Annotated in this window: 19 protein-coding genes and 2 pseudogenes; 9 read left to right on the top strand and 12 right to left on the bottom strand. The window is 47.9% G+C overall.

Annotated features, from left to right (window positions below):
• Positions 1 to 230: 230 nt before the first annotated feature.
• From L1F29_RS34410 to L1F29_RS14675, 4 genes are all read left to right on the top strand, one after another.
• The gene (locus tag L1F29_RS34410) at positions 231 to 383 is read left to right on the top strand and encodes a hypothetical protein (protein ID WP_373876508.1); all 153 of its coding nucleotides are present in this window, start codon (positions 231 to 233) and stop codon (positions 381 to 383) included.
• A gap of 7 nt (positions 384 to 390) precedes the next feature.
• Complete coding sequence (locus L1F29_RS14685) at positions 391 to 573, top strand: papain-like cysteine protease family protein (protein ID WP_258389042.1); 183 nt, start codon at positions 391 to 393, stop codon at positions 571 to 573.
• Between the two features lie 206 nt (positions 574 to 779).
• The gene (locus tag L1F29_RS14680) at positions 780 to 2,261 is read left to right on the top strand and encodes a hypothetical protein (RefSeq protein ID WP_258389041.1); all 1,482 of its coding nucleotides are present in this window, start codon (positions 780 to 782) and stop codon (positions 2,259 to 2,261) included.
• A gap of 59 nt (positions 2,262 to 2,320) precedes the next feature.
• Positions 2,321 to 3,742, top strand: a complete 1,422-nt coding sequence (locus L1F29_RS14675) for a hypothetical protein (RefSeq protein WP_258389040.1) — start codon at positions 2,321 to 2,323, stop codon at positions 3,740 to 3,742.
• 533 nt (positions 3,743 to 4,275) lie between these two features.
• Here L1F29_RS14675 and L1F29_RS14670 read toward each other — a convergent pair.
• From L1F29_RS14670 to L1F29_RS14650, 5 genes are all read right to left on the bottom strand, one after another.
• Positions 4,276 to 5,529 (bottom strand): Mur ligase family protein, encoded by a 1,254-nt coding sequence (locus tag L1F29_RS14670; RefSeq protein ID WP_258389039.1) that lies wholly within the window; start codon positions 5,527 to 5,529, stop codon positions 4,276 to 4,278.
• A 630-nt stretch (positions 5,530 to 6,159) separates the two neighbouring features.
• Entirely contained in the window at positions 6,160 to 6,510 is a 351-nt protein-coding gene (gene spoVAE, locus L1F29_RS14665; protein WP_258389038.1) for a stage V sporulation protein AE, read from the bottom strand.
• On the bottom strand, positions 6,507 to 7,523 hold the full coding sequence (gene spoVAD, locus L1F29_RS14660) for a stage V sporulation protein AD (RefSeq protein WP_258389037.1): 1,017 nt from the start codon (positions 7,521 to 7,523) through the stop codon (positions 6,507 to 6,509). Before spoVAD ends, spoVAE begins: the two co-directional genes overlap by 4 nt.
• A gap of 3 nt (positions 7,524 to 7,526) precedes the next feature.
• Positions 7,527 to 8,012 (bottom strand): stage V sporulation protein AC, encoded by a 486-nt coding sequence (spoVAC, locus tag L1F29_RS14655; RefSeq protein ID WP_258389036.1) that lies wholly within the window; start codon positions 8,010 to 8,012, stop codon positions 7,527 to 7,529.
• A 14-nt stretch (positions 8,013 to 8,026) separates the two neighbouring features.
• Positions 8,027 to 8,887 carry a DUF421 domain-containing protein gene (locus tag L1F29_RS14650; protein WP_258389035.1) on the bottom strand — a complete coding sequence of 287 codons (861 nt, stop codon included), beginning with the start codon at positions 8,885 to 8,887 and terminating at the stop codon, positions 8,027 to 8,029.
• Between the two features lie 223 nt (positions 8,888 to 9,110).
• Here L1F29_RS14650 and L1F29_RS14645 point away from each other — a divergent pair, with 223 nt between their 5' ends.
• A complete protein-coding gene (locus L1F29_RS14645) occupies positions 9,111 to 9,317 on the top strand; it encodes a DUF1657 domain-containing protein (RefSeq protein WP_258389034.1) in 207 nt (68 codons plus the stop codon).
• A 120-nt stretch (positions 9,318 to 9,437) separates the two neighbouring features.
• On the opposite strand, the gene L1F29_RS34655 is transcribed toward L1F29_RS14645, so the two are convergent.
• The 3 genes and pseudogenes from L1F29_RS34655 to L1F29_RS14630 form a co-directional block, all read right to left on the bottom strand.
• Positions 9,438 to 9,830 carry a pentapeptide repeat-containing protein gene (locus L1F29_RS34655; RefSeq protein ID WP_258389033.1) on the bottom strand — a complete coding sequence of 131 codons (393 nt, stop codon included), beginning with the start codon at positions 9,828 to 9,830 and terminating at the stop codon, positions 9,438 to 9,440.
• Positions 9,797 to 9,922 (bottom strand): annotated as a pseudogene (locus L1F29_RS34400) (DNA mismatch repair protein MutT); the annotation flags it as partial. The pseudogene L1F29_RS34400 and the gene L1F29_RS34655, both read right to left, overlap by 34 nt.
• 58 nt (positions 9,923 to 9,980) lie before the next feature.
• On the bottom strand, positions 9,981 to 10,307 hold the full coding sequence (locus tag L1F29_RS14630; RefSeq protein ID WP_258389032.1) for a hypothetical protein: 327 nt from the start codon (positions 10,305 to 10,307) through the stop codon (positions 9,981 to 9,983).
• 210 nt (positions 10,308 to 10,517) lie between these two features.
• Between L1F29_RS14630 and L1F29_RS14625 the strand changes: the two genes are divergently transcribed.
• Both L1F29_RS14625 and L1F29_RS14620 read left to right on the top strand, forming a co-directional pair.
• Positions 10,518 to 10,685 carry a hypothetical protein gene (locus tag L1F29_RS14625; protein ID WP_258389031.1) on the top strand — a complete coding sequence of 56 codons (168 nt, stop codon included), beginning with the start codon at positions 10,518 to 10,520 and terminating at the stop codon, positions 10,683 to 10,685.
• Between the two features lie 63 nt (positions 10,686 to 10,748).
• Positions 10,749 to 10,991 (top strand): annotated as a pseudogene (locus tag L1F29_RS14620) (ABC transporter ATP-binding protein); the annotation flags it as partial.
• A gap of 488 nt (positions 10,992 to 11,479) precedes the next feature.
• Here L1F29_RS14620 and L1F29_RS14615 read toward each other — a convergent pair.
• Both L1F29_RS14615 and L1F29_RS14610 read right to left on the bottom strand, forming a co-directional pair.
• A complete protein-coding gene (locus tag L1F29_RS14615; protein WP_258389030.1) occupies positions 11,480 to 12,844 on the bottom strand; it encodes a PDZ domain-containing protein in 1,365 nt (454 codons plus the stop codon).
• Positions 12,845 to 13,008: 164 nt separating this feature from the next.
• The gene (locus L1F29_RS14610; RefSeq protein WP_258389029.1) at positions 13,009 to 13,827 is read right to left on the bottom strand and encodes an SPL family radical SAM protein; all 819 of its coding nucleotides are present in this window, start codon (positions 13,825 to 13,827) and stop codon (positions 13,009 to 13,011) included.
• Positions 13,828 to 14,295: 468 nt separating this feature from the next.
• Between L1F29_RS14610 and L1F29_RS14605 the strand changes: the two genes are divergently transcribed.
• Together L1F29_RS14605 and L1F29_RS14600 are read left to right on the top strand one after the other, a co-directional pair.
• The gene (locus tag L1F29_RS14605; protein ID WP_258389028.1) at positions 14,296 to 14,685 is read left to right on the top strand and encodes a VOC family protein; all 390 of its coding nucleotides are present in this window, start codon (positions 14,296 to 14,298) and stop codon (positions 14,683 to 14,685) included.
• Positions 14,686 to 14,891: 206 nt separating this feature from the next.
• On the top strand, positions 14,892 to 15,221 hold the full coding sequence (locus tag L1F29_RS14600) for a hypothetical protein (protein ID WP_258389027.1): 330 nt from the start codon (positions 14,892 to 14,894) through the stop codon (positions 15,219 to 15,221).
• Positions 15,222 to 15,229: 8 nt separating this feature from the next.
• Here the strand turns inward: L1F29_RS14600 and L1F29_RS14595 are convergent, their stop codons facing one another.
• Both L1F29_RS14595 and allD read right to left on the bottom strand, forming a co-directional pair.
• The gene (locus L1F29_RS14595; protein ID WP_258389026.1) at positions 15,230 to 16,027 is read right to left on the bottom strand and encodes a hypothetical protein; all 798 of its coding nucleotides are present in this window, start codon (positions 16,025 to 16,027) and stop codon (positions 15,230 to 15,232) included.
• Positions 16,028 to 16,302: 275 nt separating this feature from the next.
• Entirely contained in the window at positions 16,303 to 17,316 is a 1,014-nt protein-coding gene (allD, locus tag L1F29_RS14590) for an ureidoglycolate dehydrogenase (RefSeq protein WP_258389025.1), read from the bottom strand.
• Between the last annotated feature and the right edge of the window lie 29 nt (positions 17,317 to 17,345).

Raw genomic sequence — 17,345 nt, 5'->3', positions numbered from 1 at the left:
GGTTATTTACACTCCTTTAAAAACACTTTTTCAGTAAATTATTTACATTTATTTTAAAATCATGCAATTATCATTAAAATGCATAAAATATTATTAAAAGTAAATATCGGGGCGAAAATTATGTATTCATTTAAAAAGGAGCGAATGAAATGTTTGATTATGAGGTACTAGGTATTATACCAGAGATCACTTAACCTTCATCCTTGACGTGTTGGGCTACAGTAACGACGATGTTGATCAGCTGGAGAGATCAAACGAGCCATACGATCGAGGATGCAATGAACACAGTCGGCGAGATTTATCGAAGGATTTTTTTAAATAATGAAGGATTAAGTGCATCGAAAAAAAACGACCTGCCTTTCAGCAGCCGGGTTATTAGGTGAAGCCCCTATGAATTATTCCGTCGATGGTATCGAGTATTTGTTAAAACTTTACGATCCGTTATGGGCAACAACAGATGAAGACCCGACAGCCAATTTTTCGATCCATGCCCGGATCATTTCGGGAATTTCAGGAGACGGCACACCGGATGGAACCTTGCTTCGCATAATTGATCCTGCTGGAGGGCATTGATTCGAAGAAACGTTCAGAACGTTTTCCGCTTATCGTTTCAGAACGGATTCAGATGGTTCATTTTCCTGTACGATCACCTGCTTGACATAAGGGAGGTTGAAAGCGACTTAAATAAGAATAAAATATGCTTTCTCATAGCAACATACTATCATCCAATAAAAACATTAGAAAATTAGCTGAGTGTATTCAACCAAGGAGGACTAAGTATGCCAAAAGACAATTCTGCAGATCTCATGCGAAATTTGATTGCTAAGCTTTACGCTACCGTGACCGGTGAAGACGAGAACATCAAGATACCTAGAAATAAATTTGTTACTTGGTTGCTTCCGGGAATTCCGTTTCTTCCGAACGATTTCGACTACTGTGCTCAAGGTTTGATCGCTGAAGATGCAGACAAAACGAAAGAACGCTACCACCAAGCCTTTGTCCTCTCCCGACTGCTGGATTTCGTTCCGGACGTTAACAACGACTTCTTCAACGCCTCCATGCAGCAGACCATCTTCACTTCGACCCAAGACAGTATCAGTTCGGTTTACGGGGATGTTCTAAAGTATAGTCGCGTTGTTAGCAAAGAGTTGAGTGATGAGGAGAAGGAAAAGCTGCAGCGATTCCGTAATCAACTTACTGTAACCAAGGAAGTGGACACCCCTGCCGGACATAAGAAGACCGTCACCGAACCCGGACCCTTGACAGTTGCCTATAATACGCTTATGGCTAAGTACATTGATGAAGTAGACGAATACATGGATCTTTTGCTCAACGCCCAAAGCTCTCGTGGGAGTGATCCTGAGGCCATCCGAAGAGTCAGCGAGTTTGCAAACAAGTCAAAGGCGAAAAGAAAAAAAATGGAAGCGGCCTACCTGGCTTGGGTTTCTGAAGGTTTTAAGAATGATTACGAGGATATCACTAGCTACATCGAACAAGTGACTTCAAAGAGTATGGTATTGTACAAGGAGGATTTGATCAATAAATTCAAAAACGGTCTCCTAACAAGTCCAGTAGACGGTGGTAGTGATTTTTTATACACAACCCTGCTCCCAGGGAATTTCGCAACGAGTCCGGGATGGACGCGCTTTACTTATTATGAAGGGGATTTTGAAACCTTTAATGACAAGAAAACCAATCAGTGGGGCGGTGGCGCCTCCGCTTCGTTCGGCTTGTTTTCTATTGGTGCGCAGGCCAGCGGCTCTAGGATTGAGGCTTCGGAGAATCAAAAATCCACGAATTTTAGTGCGGAATTTGAGTTCGTCCAAATCCCAATCAGTCGTCCATGGTTCGAACCTGGTTTTTTCAATATGAGGGCTTGGACTCTTGATAAGCTTTGGGACCTCAATTTCGACAAGAAAATTTCAGACGGGGCGGAAAAGCCGGTTGGGCGGCTCGTCGCTTACCCAGTGACTGCGTTATTCGTACGTAACGTAAAATTTACTTTTGCTGAAGCTGACTCTCAGATGCAATACATGAATTCGCAAATTCAGGCCGGTGGGCGGGTTGGCTGGGGACCATTCAGCGCAGGAGGCTCCTATTCTTGGGGCCATGAAAGCCGCGATCACAAGGCTCACTTGGAAGGCGGAACCATCGTTATTGATGGCATCCAACTGATTGGGTTTATAAACAATATTATTCCGAAATCTCCAAATCCGAACCCGGAAATCAAGCCGGAAGAGTTCGTCGGTGGCTCCCAGTAACTGAGAAGTCGGAATCGTTAGGTACCGGGTGAAAAAATTCTTCTACCGGGAGGTCCGTTATGGAAGAGAAAATCTCTCTCGCTTTGGCTGTTAAGCTGAAGAAGATCTACGACAGAGAAGATCAGTTTTTAAGCTTTCCAATGGGACTTACATATTCCTATCGCTCGTTGGACTTCATGAAGGAGCAGAGCGATCTGTCTGCACTGGAACGGCTGCATTATATGGCTGATTTCGCTCGGATGATAAATTACATCCCTTCGGATAGAGAGCCTCATTTTTCACCCTCAGGATCATTCTTGTGGAATGAAATGAAAGATATTTTGATCAACGCTGAATTCGCTAACAGTACGTTGTCGCCTGAAGAGGTGAAGCAGTTGGCGGAGGCTATAGACTTCCTTACCGATGAACAAATTAAGCCCGACGGTACGAAAACAACTGTACCTTCGGATAAGGTAAAGGTGTACACCACATATAAGATCGCTTACGAGGAAGCCAACGAAGCGTATCTAGCCGAGAAATTAACCGTTGAAAACGCCACCGGAGACGAAGGGAAAAGGCTTAAGAACTTTTGGGAATCCGGCCGCGAGCAGCAGTTGCGTAATATCAAGGATCAAGCGATGCAGAATTGGATTAACTTGGGGTTAAAAAACGAAGTCGAGTCTAATCAAATGATGCGGAACATTTTGGAGGTCAAAAAGTATCCGGTCTTATACAGACAAGACTACCTCAATGATATCGACCTCTCTGAAGTTCCGGATGCGGAGGCTCGAGGAATCCCATTCTGCGCAACGTTCTTTAACCCCCGTGATGCTTTCGACCTGAACCAGCCGTGGATTCAGGTGCCTTTGATAAAGGATGAGATCGATAGCCTAATACAACAAGCCCCTATTGAATTAAAGGGGATTTTCAGCTCCGACCAAAGCAACGAGGATATCGAATCGATGTCTTTGGAATACAAATACGTCGGTGTGAAACGCTCCTGGTTCAGGCCTGAATTTTTCCAAAGCCGGCTTTGGAAAATGCCCGATGAGAGCGTTATTTCCGATGGCGGAATACCTCGCCAGGGACGGATACCGGCATATATTACCGGTCTTCTTGTAGTGAGGAACATCACGGTGACGAAGAAAAAGGCCAGTGCTGCGAAAGCCAATATCCTACCGATTCTAAATATCGTCCCCGTCCAAAAGCTGAACTTGACAAGGGAACCCGTTCATTTCTTTCGGATTGAAAATCATAGGCCATGGGCTGTTGAAACCATGATGCAACCGGTCCGAATTCGCGACTTCAAACCTGCCATGGAGGCTATGACGGTTAGTAATCCGATCTTGGGACTTCCATTGCTAGCGGTTTTCCCAATTAACCCGCCGGACACGGCACCGGAGACGGTCATAGAGACGTTCAATTTCAATGGAGTCGTTGTAGTGGCTTTTGTTTGCCAGCGAGTACCGAAGTCGCCGGATCCCGACCCAAATATGTGGTAAAGAACCAGCGGTACAGGGAATTATAGTTGGTTAGAATAGAAAAAACGCAGGTTTTTTAGCCTGCGTTTTTTGTTATAGTACGCCCAGTATGGGCATCATCTTTAGGGTGAGAGTCCTGAATGGGGGTCATTTGCCGGCAAAACCTGTCGGCTGATCGAAATCGGCACCTTGGCAACCGACGATTAATGTTTGCCCCATCTTACCAATAGAACGGCAGCGTCATCATATGCCCGACTAACTTCTCCACGACATGTGTGTCTGGCTTGAACGGTGATTCGTCGCTCGCTAACAAGCATGCTTTATGAATTGAAAGAAACAATGACAATCAAAGGTGGGAATTAGAAATGACTGAAAATGAGTTGTATTTTCTCGTTCAACATGCACAATATGGAGACCGGGATGCGATGAGGAAAATAATTGAACAATTTTTACCCCTCAATTCGTAAAACCTCCAGGTCCCTTCCTATTCCGAAGCAAAGGATTATGAACAAGTTACTACAGAAAAAATTGTCCGCGCTGTTCGTAATTATGATTTAAATTCCGTTCCTGATTTCAAAACATTCTGTAGTATGATCGACTGAATACCCTGCAGTAATGCTTATGGAGTCGTCCATGAGAGTGAAGACTGAAGCAAGCGAGACAATGAGGATATACGTCGTAGGGACCTTGCTATGAACCATCAAATTGCGTCTTATTGACTGGACCTCAATTAAGATGCTTTTTTGATGATGAAGATTTGGATCCCTCAGTAGACCACCCACTAAACACCTAAGCGAACCGTGAAAGGCATGCGGTTCCATTGGGTGTTTTTGCTTTGCAATCGTGGGTACCCGGTAGCCGAGAAGTATAAAACCCAGCGCATTATACACATTGAAGGTCCCGACCAGCCTTAATTGGATCGTTACCGTTCCGGCGTAGGATACCAAGTCAAAGGAAGTGCCTTGCGAAGTTAATCGGATGTTCTTCGCCATCACGTCGGCCTGATTTCGTATGCCGTACGTCAGCACCTGAGCGGCTGTAAGCTTCCTAAATACGGCCGAAGCTTCTTCATCCGCATTAAGAACGGCGTATTTGCGCTTGGCCGGATCCGGCACGAAGGATTGCGCAAGTCTTGCGAAGAGCAATCCTTTAGCCGCCATATAATTGTCCATCGAACCATGATAGTCAAGATGATCCTGCGTTAAATTCGTGAATACGGCGGTTCTGAATTCACAGCCCAATACGCGTCCCATATGTAAGCCCTGCGAACTTACCTCCATGAAGCAATATTTCACCCGGGCATCAGTCATTCGTTTCAAGTTCGCTTGCAGTTCCGGCGGCTCCTGGGTATTGATTTCGGTCTCCATAAGGGTCGTGCCGATCCTCGTTCCGAGATTACCCATTAATCCCGTAGGGTGGCCCGCATGAATGAAGATGGATTCAATCATGTGACACGTTGTCGTCTTCCCGTTCGTTCCCGTTACTCCGATCAGCTGAAGACCATGACTCGGATAACCGTTCAAATGCGCGGCGAAGAGCGCCATGGCATAACGGGCGTCCGGCACCCGAATGGTTGGCATATCCAATCCGACCTCCTGCTCGACAACCAAGGCGACTGCCCCTCTTCTCACTGCATCCGCCGCGTATTGGTGACGGTCCTCCTGAAATCCTGGAATACCGGGAATGCATATGAACAAATCGCCTTGCCGTACATGCTGAGAATTCATACGAATGCCCGTTATGCCGATATCCATTTCGCCTTGTAATTCCGCGATCGTCAATAAATCCGCAAGCTCCTTTAACCGCATAGCAATTGCCCCCTCCGCTAATTTTCGCCCCTCGCTCAACTTATATCCGCTCGCGGTACGGCACGGTACGACGGAGCTTGATCACATTTTGCCCTCGTACGCGAATTCTGACTTCACTTAGCGTAATTCAACCGCCATCCACTTTTTTCCTGCTTCAAGGGCGCATGTTCAGAGCAATTCCGTGCAAAATAGATATCGACGGTGTGAAGAGAGGTGTGGTTCCGTTGGGCTATTTGGCGCAAGGGCTGCATGAGGAATTTATGAACTTCAACCGCTAGTTTCGATTATTATCGGAGCTCGGTTGGCGGTTAATCACTTAGCCTAGGAAGCGAGGGGTTGTGCTGCAGAGCATTTCTGAAACACACACGCCCATCATTGATTCGTGCATAACGGAGCAGTGAGCAAGCGGTGCCCAAGTTTTTCTGATAAAGCGAAGTGTGATAAATGAAGAAACTCAACCATCAAACACCGTCGGAAGGGAGCCTGTAACAGGGCTCCTTTTTCTTTATCTTGTACGATACATGAACGGAAGGAAGCAAACAAAAAAGACTGCAAGCGTTCATTCGCTGCAGTCCTGCGTCGTGCAAATACGATAAGTTTCACGAAATAATCCTGCCCCATCGCGTAAGCTCAACCTTTGGGCTTCACAAACAAGGCCGCCAGGAAGGAAAAGATGATTGCGGCGGAGATACCGGCGCTGGTTACTTTGAATATGCCCGTAAGAATGCCGATTCCGCCATGCTTATGCAGCTCATCTATGGCCCCATGGACAAGGGCGTTACCGAAACTTGTGATCGGAACCGATGCGCCGGCTCCGGCGAATTTAATGAAGGGATCGTATAGTCCCACGCCATCGGCCACAGCCCCCAACACGACGAGTAAGGTCATCGTATGAGCGGGCGTCAGCTTGAACACATCGAAGCATATTTGACCGAACACGCAAATTGCTCCGCCAATAACAAAAGCCCACAAGAAGATCATCGCTCCACCCCGCTTTCAATTGATACCGCATGCGCAATACATGGAATGCTTTCACCCTGTTGAAAGGAGATGGGGGATAGAAGCGCCCCGGTGGCCACGACCAGGATTCGGCTCAATTCATTATTGCGCAGTTTCTTGAGCAGATGACCATAAGTAACGACAGCTGAGCAGCCGCAACCGCTCGCCCCGGCTTGGACGGTCTGCTTGTCGTAATCGTAAATCATCATGCCGCAGTCTTTAAATTCCGTTTTCTGCATCGGGATATTATGTTTACGGAGCAGGTCGCTGGCGATTTCGTAACCGACCTTGGACAAGTCGCCCGTAATAATCAGGTCGTAATGATCCGGTCCGATGCGCAGATCGCGGAAGTGGGCTTCTATCGTATCTACAGCTGCGGGAGCCATGGCTGCTCCCATATTGAACGGGTCGGCGATGCCCATATCGATCACCCTGCCGATCGTCGCCGATGTTACGAATGGCCCTTCCTTATGCGAGGCAACCACGCATGCTCCAGCTCCCGTAACCGTGAATTGCGCCGTAGGCGGTTTCTGGGAGCCGTATTCCGTCGGATAACGGAATTGTTTCTCGGCGGTCGCGTTATGGCTGCATGCGCTGGCCAATACATGCTTGGCAGAGCCTGAATTGACCAGGTTCGCAGCTATTGCCAGGCTTTCCATCGAAGTGGAGCAAGCGCCGAATACGCCTAGATACGGAATCGTCAATGTTCTTGCCGCGAAGCTGGTGCTGATGATTTGGTTCATTAAATCGCCGCCAAGATGAAAGTTGACCTGATCCTTCGTTAGACCTGCATTCTCGATGGCCAGCTTTGCCGCTTCCTCCAATAACGTTCGCTCGGCCTCTTCCCAGCTGTCCTGGCCGAGCCTGATATCCCCGTGTATAATATCAAAATCATTCGCGAGCGGGCCTTGCCCTTCGAAGGGTCCGACGACTGTAGCCGCACCCCCGATTGAGGGGCGCTTCTCGAATAACCAGCTTTGATGACCTTTCAGCATGCGTTAATGCCCCCCAGCTTCACCAGGATTGAAGATCCAGTGCAGCAATCCGATGAAGAATGCCGCCACCGTACCAAACACAATAACCGGACCGGACAGCTTAAACATCTTTCCGCCAACGCCAAGAACAAAGCCTTCGCTGCGGTGCTCAAGCGCAGCCGATGCCATCGTATTGGCAAAGCCGGTTACAGGGACAGCCGAACCGGCGCCAGCCCATTGGGCGATTTTATCGTATACGCCGAAACAGGTTAGAATAACGGAGATCAAGATCATAACGGCGACAGTCGGATTACTTGCTTCGATTTCATCAAAGCCGGCCCAGTGGACAAACATCTCGGAGACGCACTGGCCGATGAAACAGATGAAACCGCCCGTAATGAAAGCCCGGAAGCAGTTTTGCCAGATCGGCCGCGCAGGCTCCCTTTTCTTGGCGAGCTCTTGATATTCCTGTTGAACTGGCGTTAATTTCTTCTTCTTGCTGCTGGACATACGATGCTCCCTCCTTATCGATGCAATAATGGTTTGACATTGGCAAGCACATGCTGCAATCTCTTCGAGCATTCTTCATACATCTGTTTGGCTTCTTGGTTATCGGTCGTTAACGCGAACAACTCAATATCCGCTTCGCATTTCTTCAACGTGGCATAAAGGCTTGCCTTGGCCTGCGGCTTCGGCACCTTGATCTGATCGTCGAATAAGTCGACATATAATTGACCGTAAGTATCCACTTGTCCGAGATAGACATTTTCAATCGCCACGCCGATTTTCTCAAGCTCGGTATTCAACCAAGCGCGGCTGCGCCCTATCGTAGCCAGCGGTTCATCCATCATTTTACCGTCAATAATGACAGCTTGAGGTTCCTGTTCCGGCCCGACCGTAATGCCCAGATGCTTCGGGGTAAAAGGCTGGTTGTCACGCGTCGGCAGGACATTGATTTCACCGCTCGGTTCAATAAGCGCGAATTCCACATCGGCCACCTTGAAAATGTTCTTGCTGCGAAGCTGTTCCATCAGCTCGTCTGCCGTCAGACGTTCCTTCATTAAATTATCTTCGAGCACCTTGCCATCCTTAATCAGCAGTCTTGCTTTGCCATCGATGAAGTCGCGCATGATTTTACTTTTCATCGTCAGGAACTCCATGCCAAGCGAGACTGCTACCCAGACAGCGAGTGATATGATGCCCAAGTACCATTGCTGTTCACTTTCAAGCGAAATATAAGCGGCCAAGCTGCCGATCGTAATGCCCGTGATGTACTCGAAGAAGGACAGCTGGGATATTTGGCGTTTCCCGAGCAATTTCGTCAATAAAAAGAGGGCAACCACGGCTAACAAGGTACGTAAGGCGACCATAATCCAGTCCGGCAAAATCGAATCCCTCCTCCATTCGTGTCAGATCATACAATCATTGTGCGTCATAATTGCAAAACCAACACGGTCGATCAATTGCCATAACGGTGAAGAAATATCATTTTTGGCACGATGCTGGGACTGCTGTAAAATCAACAGCCATGCATACAATCCGCATCAATGTGGGAAGTTACTTTTTGTGATTCTAACCGTGCGCGGTTAAGGGAAAGGAGGTGTGAATATGACCGTATCTTCTGATGTCAAAACATGTCTCGCCTCGTTGAAGAGCGCGCAGGCTAGCTTGGAGCAATTCGCTCTGGCAACCGAGAACCAAGAAGCCAAGACGCTGTTCACCAATGCAGCTGGCCAAACCGATCAAATCGTACAACAGGTACAATCTCGTGTTCAGCAGCTGGAGAATGAGGAACCGCAATACAAAGGTTTTTAATTATGCATGTTCGTCAAACATAACAAAAAAGTCTGCATCCCTCTCGCTGGGGTGCAGACTTTGACATACAAGCCTATTCATATTAAGGGAACTACCGGTCGCTTCGGTTTCGAAGATCACCTATTTCTGCGAAGCAAGTTTCAGTACATCCTCCACAAGAAATCCATTGATCTTCATTCCCCTCACATCGCAATCCACGAGCTCGACGCTGCTTAGATCGCAGTTGGCAAATTGCCCGCCTCTGAACTCGCAATGCTCAAACCGGATGGGAAGCTTGGCGGTGTCCGGATTATAATGCGGATCGCCTTCCTTCGGAATGCCAATGTTACGGATATAAGCGCCGCCCATCTGAGCACCATCGATCTCGAGCAGGCTCATATTGGCATTCGCGATCTTGGTTCCGGCAAGAGATACATCTTCTACGTGCATATGCTCCGCACCGCTCGCTTCGATCCGGGAATAATCGAAACAGGCATGCTTGGCTTCGATAACCTTCCATGCCGTCGCAGACATTCTCTGATCACGGCTTGGTCGAGAGGCTCGCCTTCTTCCACTTGTCCGCCCGGAATCTCCAATGTATCGGAACGGCCACGCGTCTTCACAAGACGAAGAAGAGCAGAACGCCTTAGCATCCTGCTCCTATTCTATCGCTTATTTTCACGATCACCCATTAATGAGATTGCGGACCTTCTCCAAGTTACGCTTTACTTTATCCAAGCTCTTGAAATCGATTTTCTGATGGTATGCTTGCGATTGCTCCAGCTGATCCTCGAAAAATTGCGACTCGTACCGAGCCGGATTATTGTCCGTTTCGATTCGGTAGGAATCGTCCTCCGTCTGCCGAAGCTGTTCCACGGTTTGTTCCAGCTGGCCCAAAGCACTGCTGAATTCTGACGTGATTCCAGCCCCGTTGGAAATCCGATCGACCTGATTGCGCAGCCCCTGCTTGATTTGTTCGACCTGTTCCTGGGTAATTCCGCTCTCATGCATATGCTCCGTAATTTGAATGCTTGCTTCAAGAAGCTCTTGGATGCGTTCATTTTGCTGATGGATATTAATCCCCTGCCTTTGTTCATCTATTCCCCCTTATCTTGTGTCGCCTACTTCAATACTATGTAAACTCGCCTACAAATGCTGCATAAAATTTTCATCGGGTGGCAAACTATCCCTTGTTGTGAAAATAATGAAGGAGGGTTCACGATGTCCCATCGCGATAATCAGCCAACCAAAGCGGAAGTGCAGTCGACAAAGGCGAACAAGATGCCTGTTCCTGGAGCGGATGATACCGAATTTTCCGCGGAGGAAGCAGCTGAGGTCTTTACGGAGAACCAGTCTTATGAGAATGAAGAAGAAGCAGAAGAAATCTAACCTGCCATAGATGCGTTAGCGAAACCCGATTCCCAGTGGAATCGGGTTTCTTATTGTACACAACTTGATGAAGCAACGGCTCATCTGGACTCGCAAGCGGAGTCTTATGTGCAAGCTGCTCTGGAGGAATTAATGAAGGAATGTACCACGCTGGTCATCGCTCATCGTCTATCCACTATACTAAGAGCCGACAAAATTATCGTGCTGGATCAAGGCGAAATCGTTGAAACCGGTACGCATCAGGAGCTTCTCTACCTGGGCGGCTTATACGCGAAATTGTACCAAACCCAATTTCAACACGCTTGAATACAAGCCCTACTAGGCGCAAACGCAACCTGACAAGGTTGCGTTTGTGCTATAGATGTGCCTAATGGGCTTGAATTCCTTCCCTTGAACTTATGAAAATGATCGGGCTTGCTAGCTAGATGATTATTCTGATCGCCGATGACGCATTTAATCGCTTTTTCACCTTCTCAGCTCTCGCCTACCGGTTTCTTGGCTTGCAGCACGTGCGCCCTTTAGCCATCGGACATTAGATCCGCTTATGGATGAAATATTGGAGGTTATTGAGTTATGTGGACATAGCAGCCCTTATTTGCGAAAAAAGAACCAAAATCTATTGATTTTATACAAATAACGGATCATATGTCCGCATCATTCAGAAATCGAGAGCAATTTCGAGAATTAGGGATCCCATGTCCGGAACCTGCTTCTCGTTCAACATCCGTCTAATACGCCTCTCCCTAAGACAGGTTCGTTATTCCATCGTTCTAACCCATTCGCCCGGCAAGCCTTCATGATCGCTTCCACTTGGAATTGGCTTTCAGCCATTCCAGCATCTCGTCCAGCGTATGCACCGGTACGATATTCAAGTCGGAAGCCCCCTTGCGCGCTTCATCCTCCTGTCCGGCCGGCACGAAAAAAACATCCGCATTCGTTCGCTCAACCGTGAAGCCTTTTTGCTCGATTCCGCCGATCGGACCGACATTGCCATTAGCGTCAATCGTACCTGTGCTCGCAACCCGATTGCCATAGGTTACACCGCCTGGCCTTAACTGGTCCATAATAGTGAGGGCCAGAGCAGCTCCATGCGAAGGTCCTCCCTGATAGACGAGATAGGAGCGATAATGCACATCCTTAGGGAGATCGACCTGCACATGATCCTCGACTTGAATTCCGAAGATCGCCCGATTCGGATCGTCATCGCTGGCGATGGTCTTCATGGTTACAGGAAGCTTTTGCTCGCTGCGTACGAGTGTTACGTGTACGGCAGATCCTGGCTCAACGCCGCTCATTCGTTCGGTTAGCTCGGCTAAAGATGCAATCGGCTTGTCATTCATAGCTACGATGATATCCCCGGGTTCAATGATTCCGGAATTCGGACTTTCCGGCATCAGCTTAACAACCTGTACGCCGCTGGGGATTACCCCGCGCCCGATCCCCAATTTCTGAAAGGCTACCGCACTCCCGATCTGATTGGCGCCAACGCGTTGTTGACGGACGATCTGTTGAATCTCGCCAATGGAGATGCTCGTATCTCTCTTCTTCAGCTGCACATGGGGAAGCAAGGAAGCATAGAGCCAGTCGACCGGGAACGCCGGCCGTTCAATGACGAGAACGCCATCGATCGATCCTTTGGGCACACCGTCTTCCACAGTTGCGTAGCGATTCATATTGAGCGTAAAGCCAGGCGATGTAACTTCATAGCTGGTCGGCCAGAACAATACAACACCTGCGATGACGATAACGGCTAGCAGTGTCGTACTTCTCCACGGCCATCCCGCTCTTCGCTGCTTCTCTTCCACGGCGATATCCAGCAAGGACAGCAGCAAGGTGCCTCCGGCAATAATCGGTTTCGTGATCAACGAGTACGGATCCCGTACGAGATATACGGCAACCAGCGTGCTGCCGCAGACGATCAGCCATCGCAGCAGCTGCTTCTGCCAGCTTGGTCTGCGGTCGGTGACAAGTCCGGCGAGCGCTCCCAATAACCATAGAAGCGGAATCAATACCAGCAGGAGCTCCAGCCACTGGATTTGGTCGATCCAGTATAGTCCTCTCCATCGGAGCGGATCGCCCAGCCATATCAATTCGCCGGCTACGGATAGCACTATAGCAAGCACATACCCCGAAATATATAAACGGTTGCCAGTCGTCACCTAATTCCTCCTTCAACGATCAAACGGGATATCCGAATTGTAACCTCTTATTCATTAAATAGGAATACAAGAATTTACATAAGAGAAGAAAAGGAACAATCCTTCAAGGAGGACTGTTCCCTGATAGTATTCACCTGCTGCCGGCACTCTAATCATATCAATTCCTATGGAGCAAAGCCCTCCTGGCTAAGGAGAACTTGTCCTTCGGGAAAGACGCGTTGAAATCTGTCATACACAATTCGGTAGGCGGACGGATCATACCATTCTAACAAGCCGAGCTGCTCGTATAATACATGCATGCCGAGCCGGCTCGTCCGCTTGCCGCCGCTGCCGTCGCCCATATAATAGTCGTCCACGCAGACACGGCTGACCAAGGGGAGCAGCAGATGGGGGAACGCTTCGCTGCTAGGCAATATTGGAGCGATGGTGGCCTGAGCCGGCACCCCCGCGTCCGCCAGCAACTGCAATGCCTGCAATCTTACCTTGATCGGAGGTGCACCGGGCGTAAAATGTTTCCTGATCTCGTCCCGGTCCGTCTCGACAGTCATACTGACCCGCACCCGATCCTTAAGCTGCTGCAGCAGATCAATATCTCTTCGGACAAGCGGACTCCGGGTCTGCACGAGCAGAAAATCAGGCGGATCTTCAACCATGACCTCTAATAAGGATCGGGTGACCCTCTCCTTCTGCTCGACAGGCTGGTACGGGTCAGTACTGGATGACATGAATATCGTAACCTTCCCTTTAGCCTTAGCCCGATGAAGCTCTTTGCGAAGCAGCTCGGCTGCTTCTTGCTTAATATCGACCCATGTTCCCCATTCCTGCTTGCGGAAAGTCGCCACCGGCATCTGGCGAACATAACAGTAGGAGCAGCCGAATGCACAACCGGCGTAAGGATTGAGAGAATGGCTGTAATTAGCCAGAAAGCCCGTACCTTTATTTAGCAGCGTTTTGGGAATCTTGTAAACAAGCTCACTTTTCATAACAATCGCGTCATGCTCTCAAGAGAGCATTTCCTCCCCGCCTACATTTTGTTTGGCTGCTAGACATGAACTCCTCTTCACAGTATACCCTTGTATACGGCTTGTTGTATGCTTTCAATCACGTAACAGCAAGATATCGATACAGCGGCCGCATCGATAGGCAGGGACAATAAAAAACCGCCTCATAATAAGGCGGAACACAACGCCGGATAAGAAAATATGCTGGTCGCACCTTGCCAGTTTATTGTAAATGAGACAAACACCAATCTTCGCAGAACTTCTTTTTCTTCCTTAACTAAATGGCAGATTAGTTGAGACAACCTCGGGGAACCGAACATCAAAAAAAAGGCAAGTTGTCGTGTTATTACAATATAGGTTTTCATGATTATGTTAAACTGGGTATAGGAAATATAGGAAACCCTTGTAATTTCGGGTTGCCCCCATTTTGTACAGAAAGGTAGTGGGAAGGTGAAACTGTCGCAAGTTAGACTATTGGTAAAAAACTTTGAAAAAAGTGTAGCGTTTTACAGAGACGTGATGGAGTTTCCATTGGGATTTTCCTCTGAGGAGATGCAGTTCGCATCGTTTAATACCGGCGAAACCAAAATCGAAATTTTTTCCCGTGAAAACATGGCAGAAGTGATTGGAGAAAACAATCTTCCAACCGATGGAGCATCACAATCGAAATTTTTACTTGCTTTTTCTGTTGACCAAGTCGATGACGTTTGTTCCCGTTTAAAAGATAAAGGGGCGGTACTCCTTCACGAGCCTCACGATCGGCGAGCCTGGAATGCCAGAGTTGCCCATTTATGCGATCCCGATGGCAATGTGATTGAACTATACAAACACCCTCTTTAAGTCAATTCTTATTTTTAGTATAATATCGCAAAAAAAATTTCCCATTTCTTACAGAGCGGCGATCCGCACCACAAAATCGTTGAACATCGGAAACGATAGTTGGATTAACCGCCTTTTCAGTGGGCGGTTTTCTTTTGGTCGAAAATCAACAAGAAATGAAAACAGAGCCAAATTCATATTGCGGTTAGCAGAGAAAGGATATCATCATGCGCGTGATAACGTTATGCGGATCCACCAAATTCAAGCAACAATTCGAGAAAGCCAATGCTTTTCTTACGCTTCAAGGTAACATCGTGATAAGCCTGGCCTTCTTTGAACAGAGCGAAGGCTTCGAACTAACGGAAGAACAAGCTGGTTTATTGGGCGAGCTCCATTTGAGAAAAATCGATATTTCCGACGATATATACGTTATTGACGTTGATGGCTACATCGGCAGCAGCACGAGAAAAGAAATCGAGTACGCTCAAAGGAAGGGGAAATCAATCCGTTATTACTCGGATGGAGAGATTCCCGCTGCCTATTCAGTAAACGAATAAACCTCGACTCATGCACCCGATCGTTGATCGTGTTTCTTTGCATCTAGTGAATGATCGCGATTCATTCTCGAATGTATCTCATCCATCATTTTAATCGGCTCATCTGCCCTAAAGATAATCGATGTTACATATTTATTTCGACCATAAGCTGCTCTCATTCGTGCTGGTTCCTTTAACATCAGTTCAATCTGTGGCGAATCGATCTTAAACAAAGCGTAATAGGTATCGTCCGGAATTTTCACCCCAAATTCGCTTTCTTTCGCTTTATGTATGCTTTTGATATGTTCAATATCCACTTCAATGCGACTTTGAAAACCTTGGTGAATCATTATTTTCCCTTCTTTAATCACATGGGGCGTGAATCTGACTGAATTATAGAGCCCGATCATGTACAATAAAGCGTAAAAATTCAGTACGGTTAGAATCCAAGCAGCAGCGTCATTCCATCTTTGTATTAGGAAATGAAGCAGCATCCCTTCTCCAGCGATCAGGATTGAAAATACGATAATAACGGTTTTGATCTGTGAAGTTTTATGATACGTAAAGACGCCTTGCGTTTCTTCACGAGGTTTTCGAAACCACACGACGATCGAATAGTACAAAACACCAAGTTCGGTTAGGACAGCTTCTAAGAGAAAACCTTTTCCTAACTTCGGTTCAAGTATCGTTCTCATAACCTCAAGTAAATTACGGTTCGGAGTCCTATTGTTATTTTTATAACGAATAATACTTTTCACAATAGCGTACACAACATAACTAGCGATACTCGTCTCCAGCAGGAGCAAGAGCCATATCAAATCCTTCAAAAAAGTCTTTCCCACAAAAAATAGAAGCAATAGAAGCAGAAATATGAGAATTCTCTTTATTTCCGACACCTCATTAAAGTAAAGTCAACAGGCAGGAAGCGACCAGCATATTTGTCTTATTCGACGCCGTATTCTCTATCCCTTGCTGACCACGTCACGGAACCCGATCCAATCATGCTGCGAATATTTGCTTGAACACTAATACAGCCATGTGAAAAATAGAAAGGGCAAGCAATAAAGCAGTCTTCATCTGCTTCATCGCTTGCCCTATCCGGTTAACCGTTCAAATAGGCGAAACATTCACCCGGTATCGGAATGCCGTGCTCCCTGCGTTTGGCTTCTTGCCTCGTTTCCGGTTCGCCGGGGACCATTACACGTGTGTAGCCCTCCGCGGGAGGCGCGGCATGGATGTCATCGATCATCTGATCGATCTGATCCAGGAAGCCTTCCAGATCCGTGAAGAAGGACGGATTGACGACACAGAAATATTGACCTAACTTTCTTGGCTGCGACAGATCCCCGCCATACATCAGACTCACATGGGGGCCGAAGGCCGCACCGAGCAATATGGACGAGAAAATGTCCACGACCATCGCCAGTCCGAAGCCTTTGGCGCCGCCGAAGTGAAGCATCGATTCGACCTGATGCGGATCGGTCACCGATCTGCCCTCTCTATCCACTCCCCAATTCGGCGGGATCGGCTCGTTCCTTAGCCTATAATCGAATACTTTGCCGAAAGCTACCGTGCTCGTCGCCATATCCAATATGATGGACGGATTTCTTCTTGCCGGAAACCCGAATGCCATCGGATTCGTGCCGAAGAATTTCGCTTTGCCGCCGAACGGAACGACAGCCTTATCCGTGTTGGACATGACGATGCCGATCAGATTATGCTCTGCGGCCATCTGTACAAAGTAGGACAGCGCACCGCAATGGCTGCTGTTGACGGCGCCAACCATCCCTACTCCCTTCTCCTGCGCAAGCCGAATCGCTTCTTCCATCGCCTTGTAAGCTACGACATGTCCCAAACCGTCGTCGCCATCGACGAGCGCGGTTACCGGTCCGGTTTCTTGGAACGTAATATGCGGATTGGGCTTTATCCCCCCTTGAGTGATCTTGTTGATATAGTGCTCCATACGCATAATGCCGTGGGAATCCACGCCGCGCAAATTGGCATGCACCAGAACCTCGGCGCTTATCCGGGCGTGATCGGCAGGCACGTTGAGCTGCATAAACTTTTTGATGCATAAATCAGTCAGCGTCTCATAATCGACAATCGATTCTCCCAATGATGACACCGCCTTCCTAGACTAGATAT

This window comes from Paenibacillus spongiae, from assembly GCF_024734895.1.
GTDB classification, from domain to species: domain Bacteria; phylum Bacillota; class Bacilli; order Paenibacillales; family Paenibacillaceae; genus Paenibacillus_Z; species Paenibacillus_Z spongiae.
Note: the sequence above shows the minus strand (reverse complement) of the source record. Positions and strands in the feature narration are given on the sequence as shown.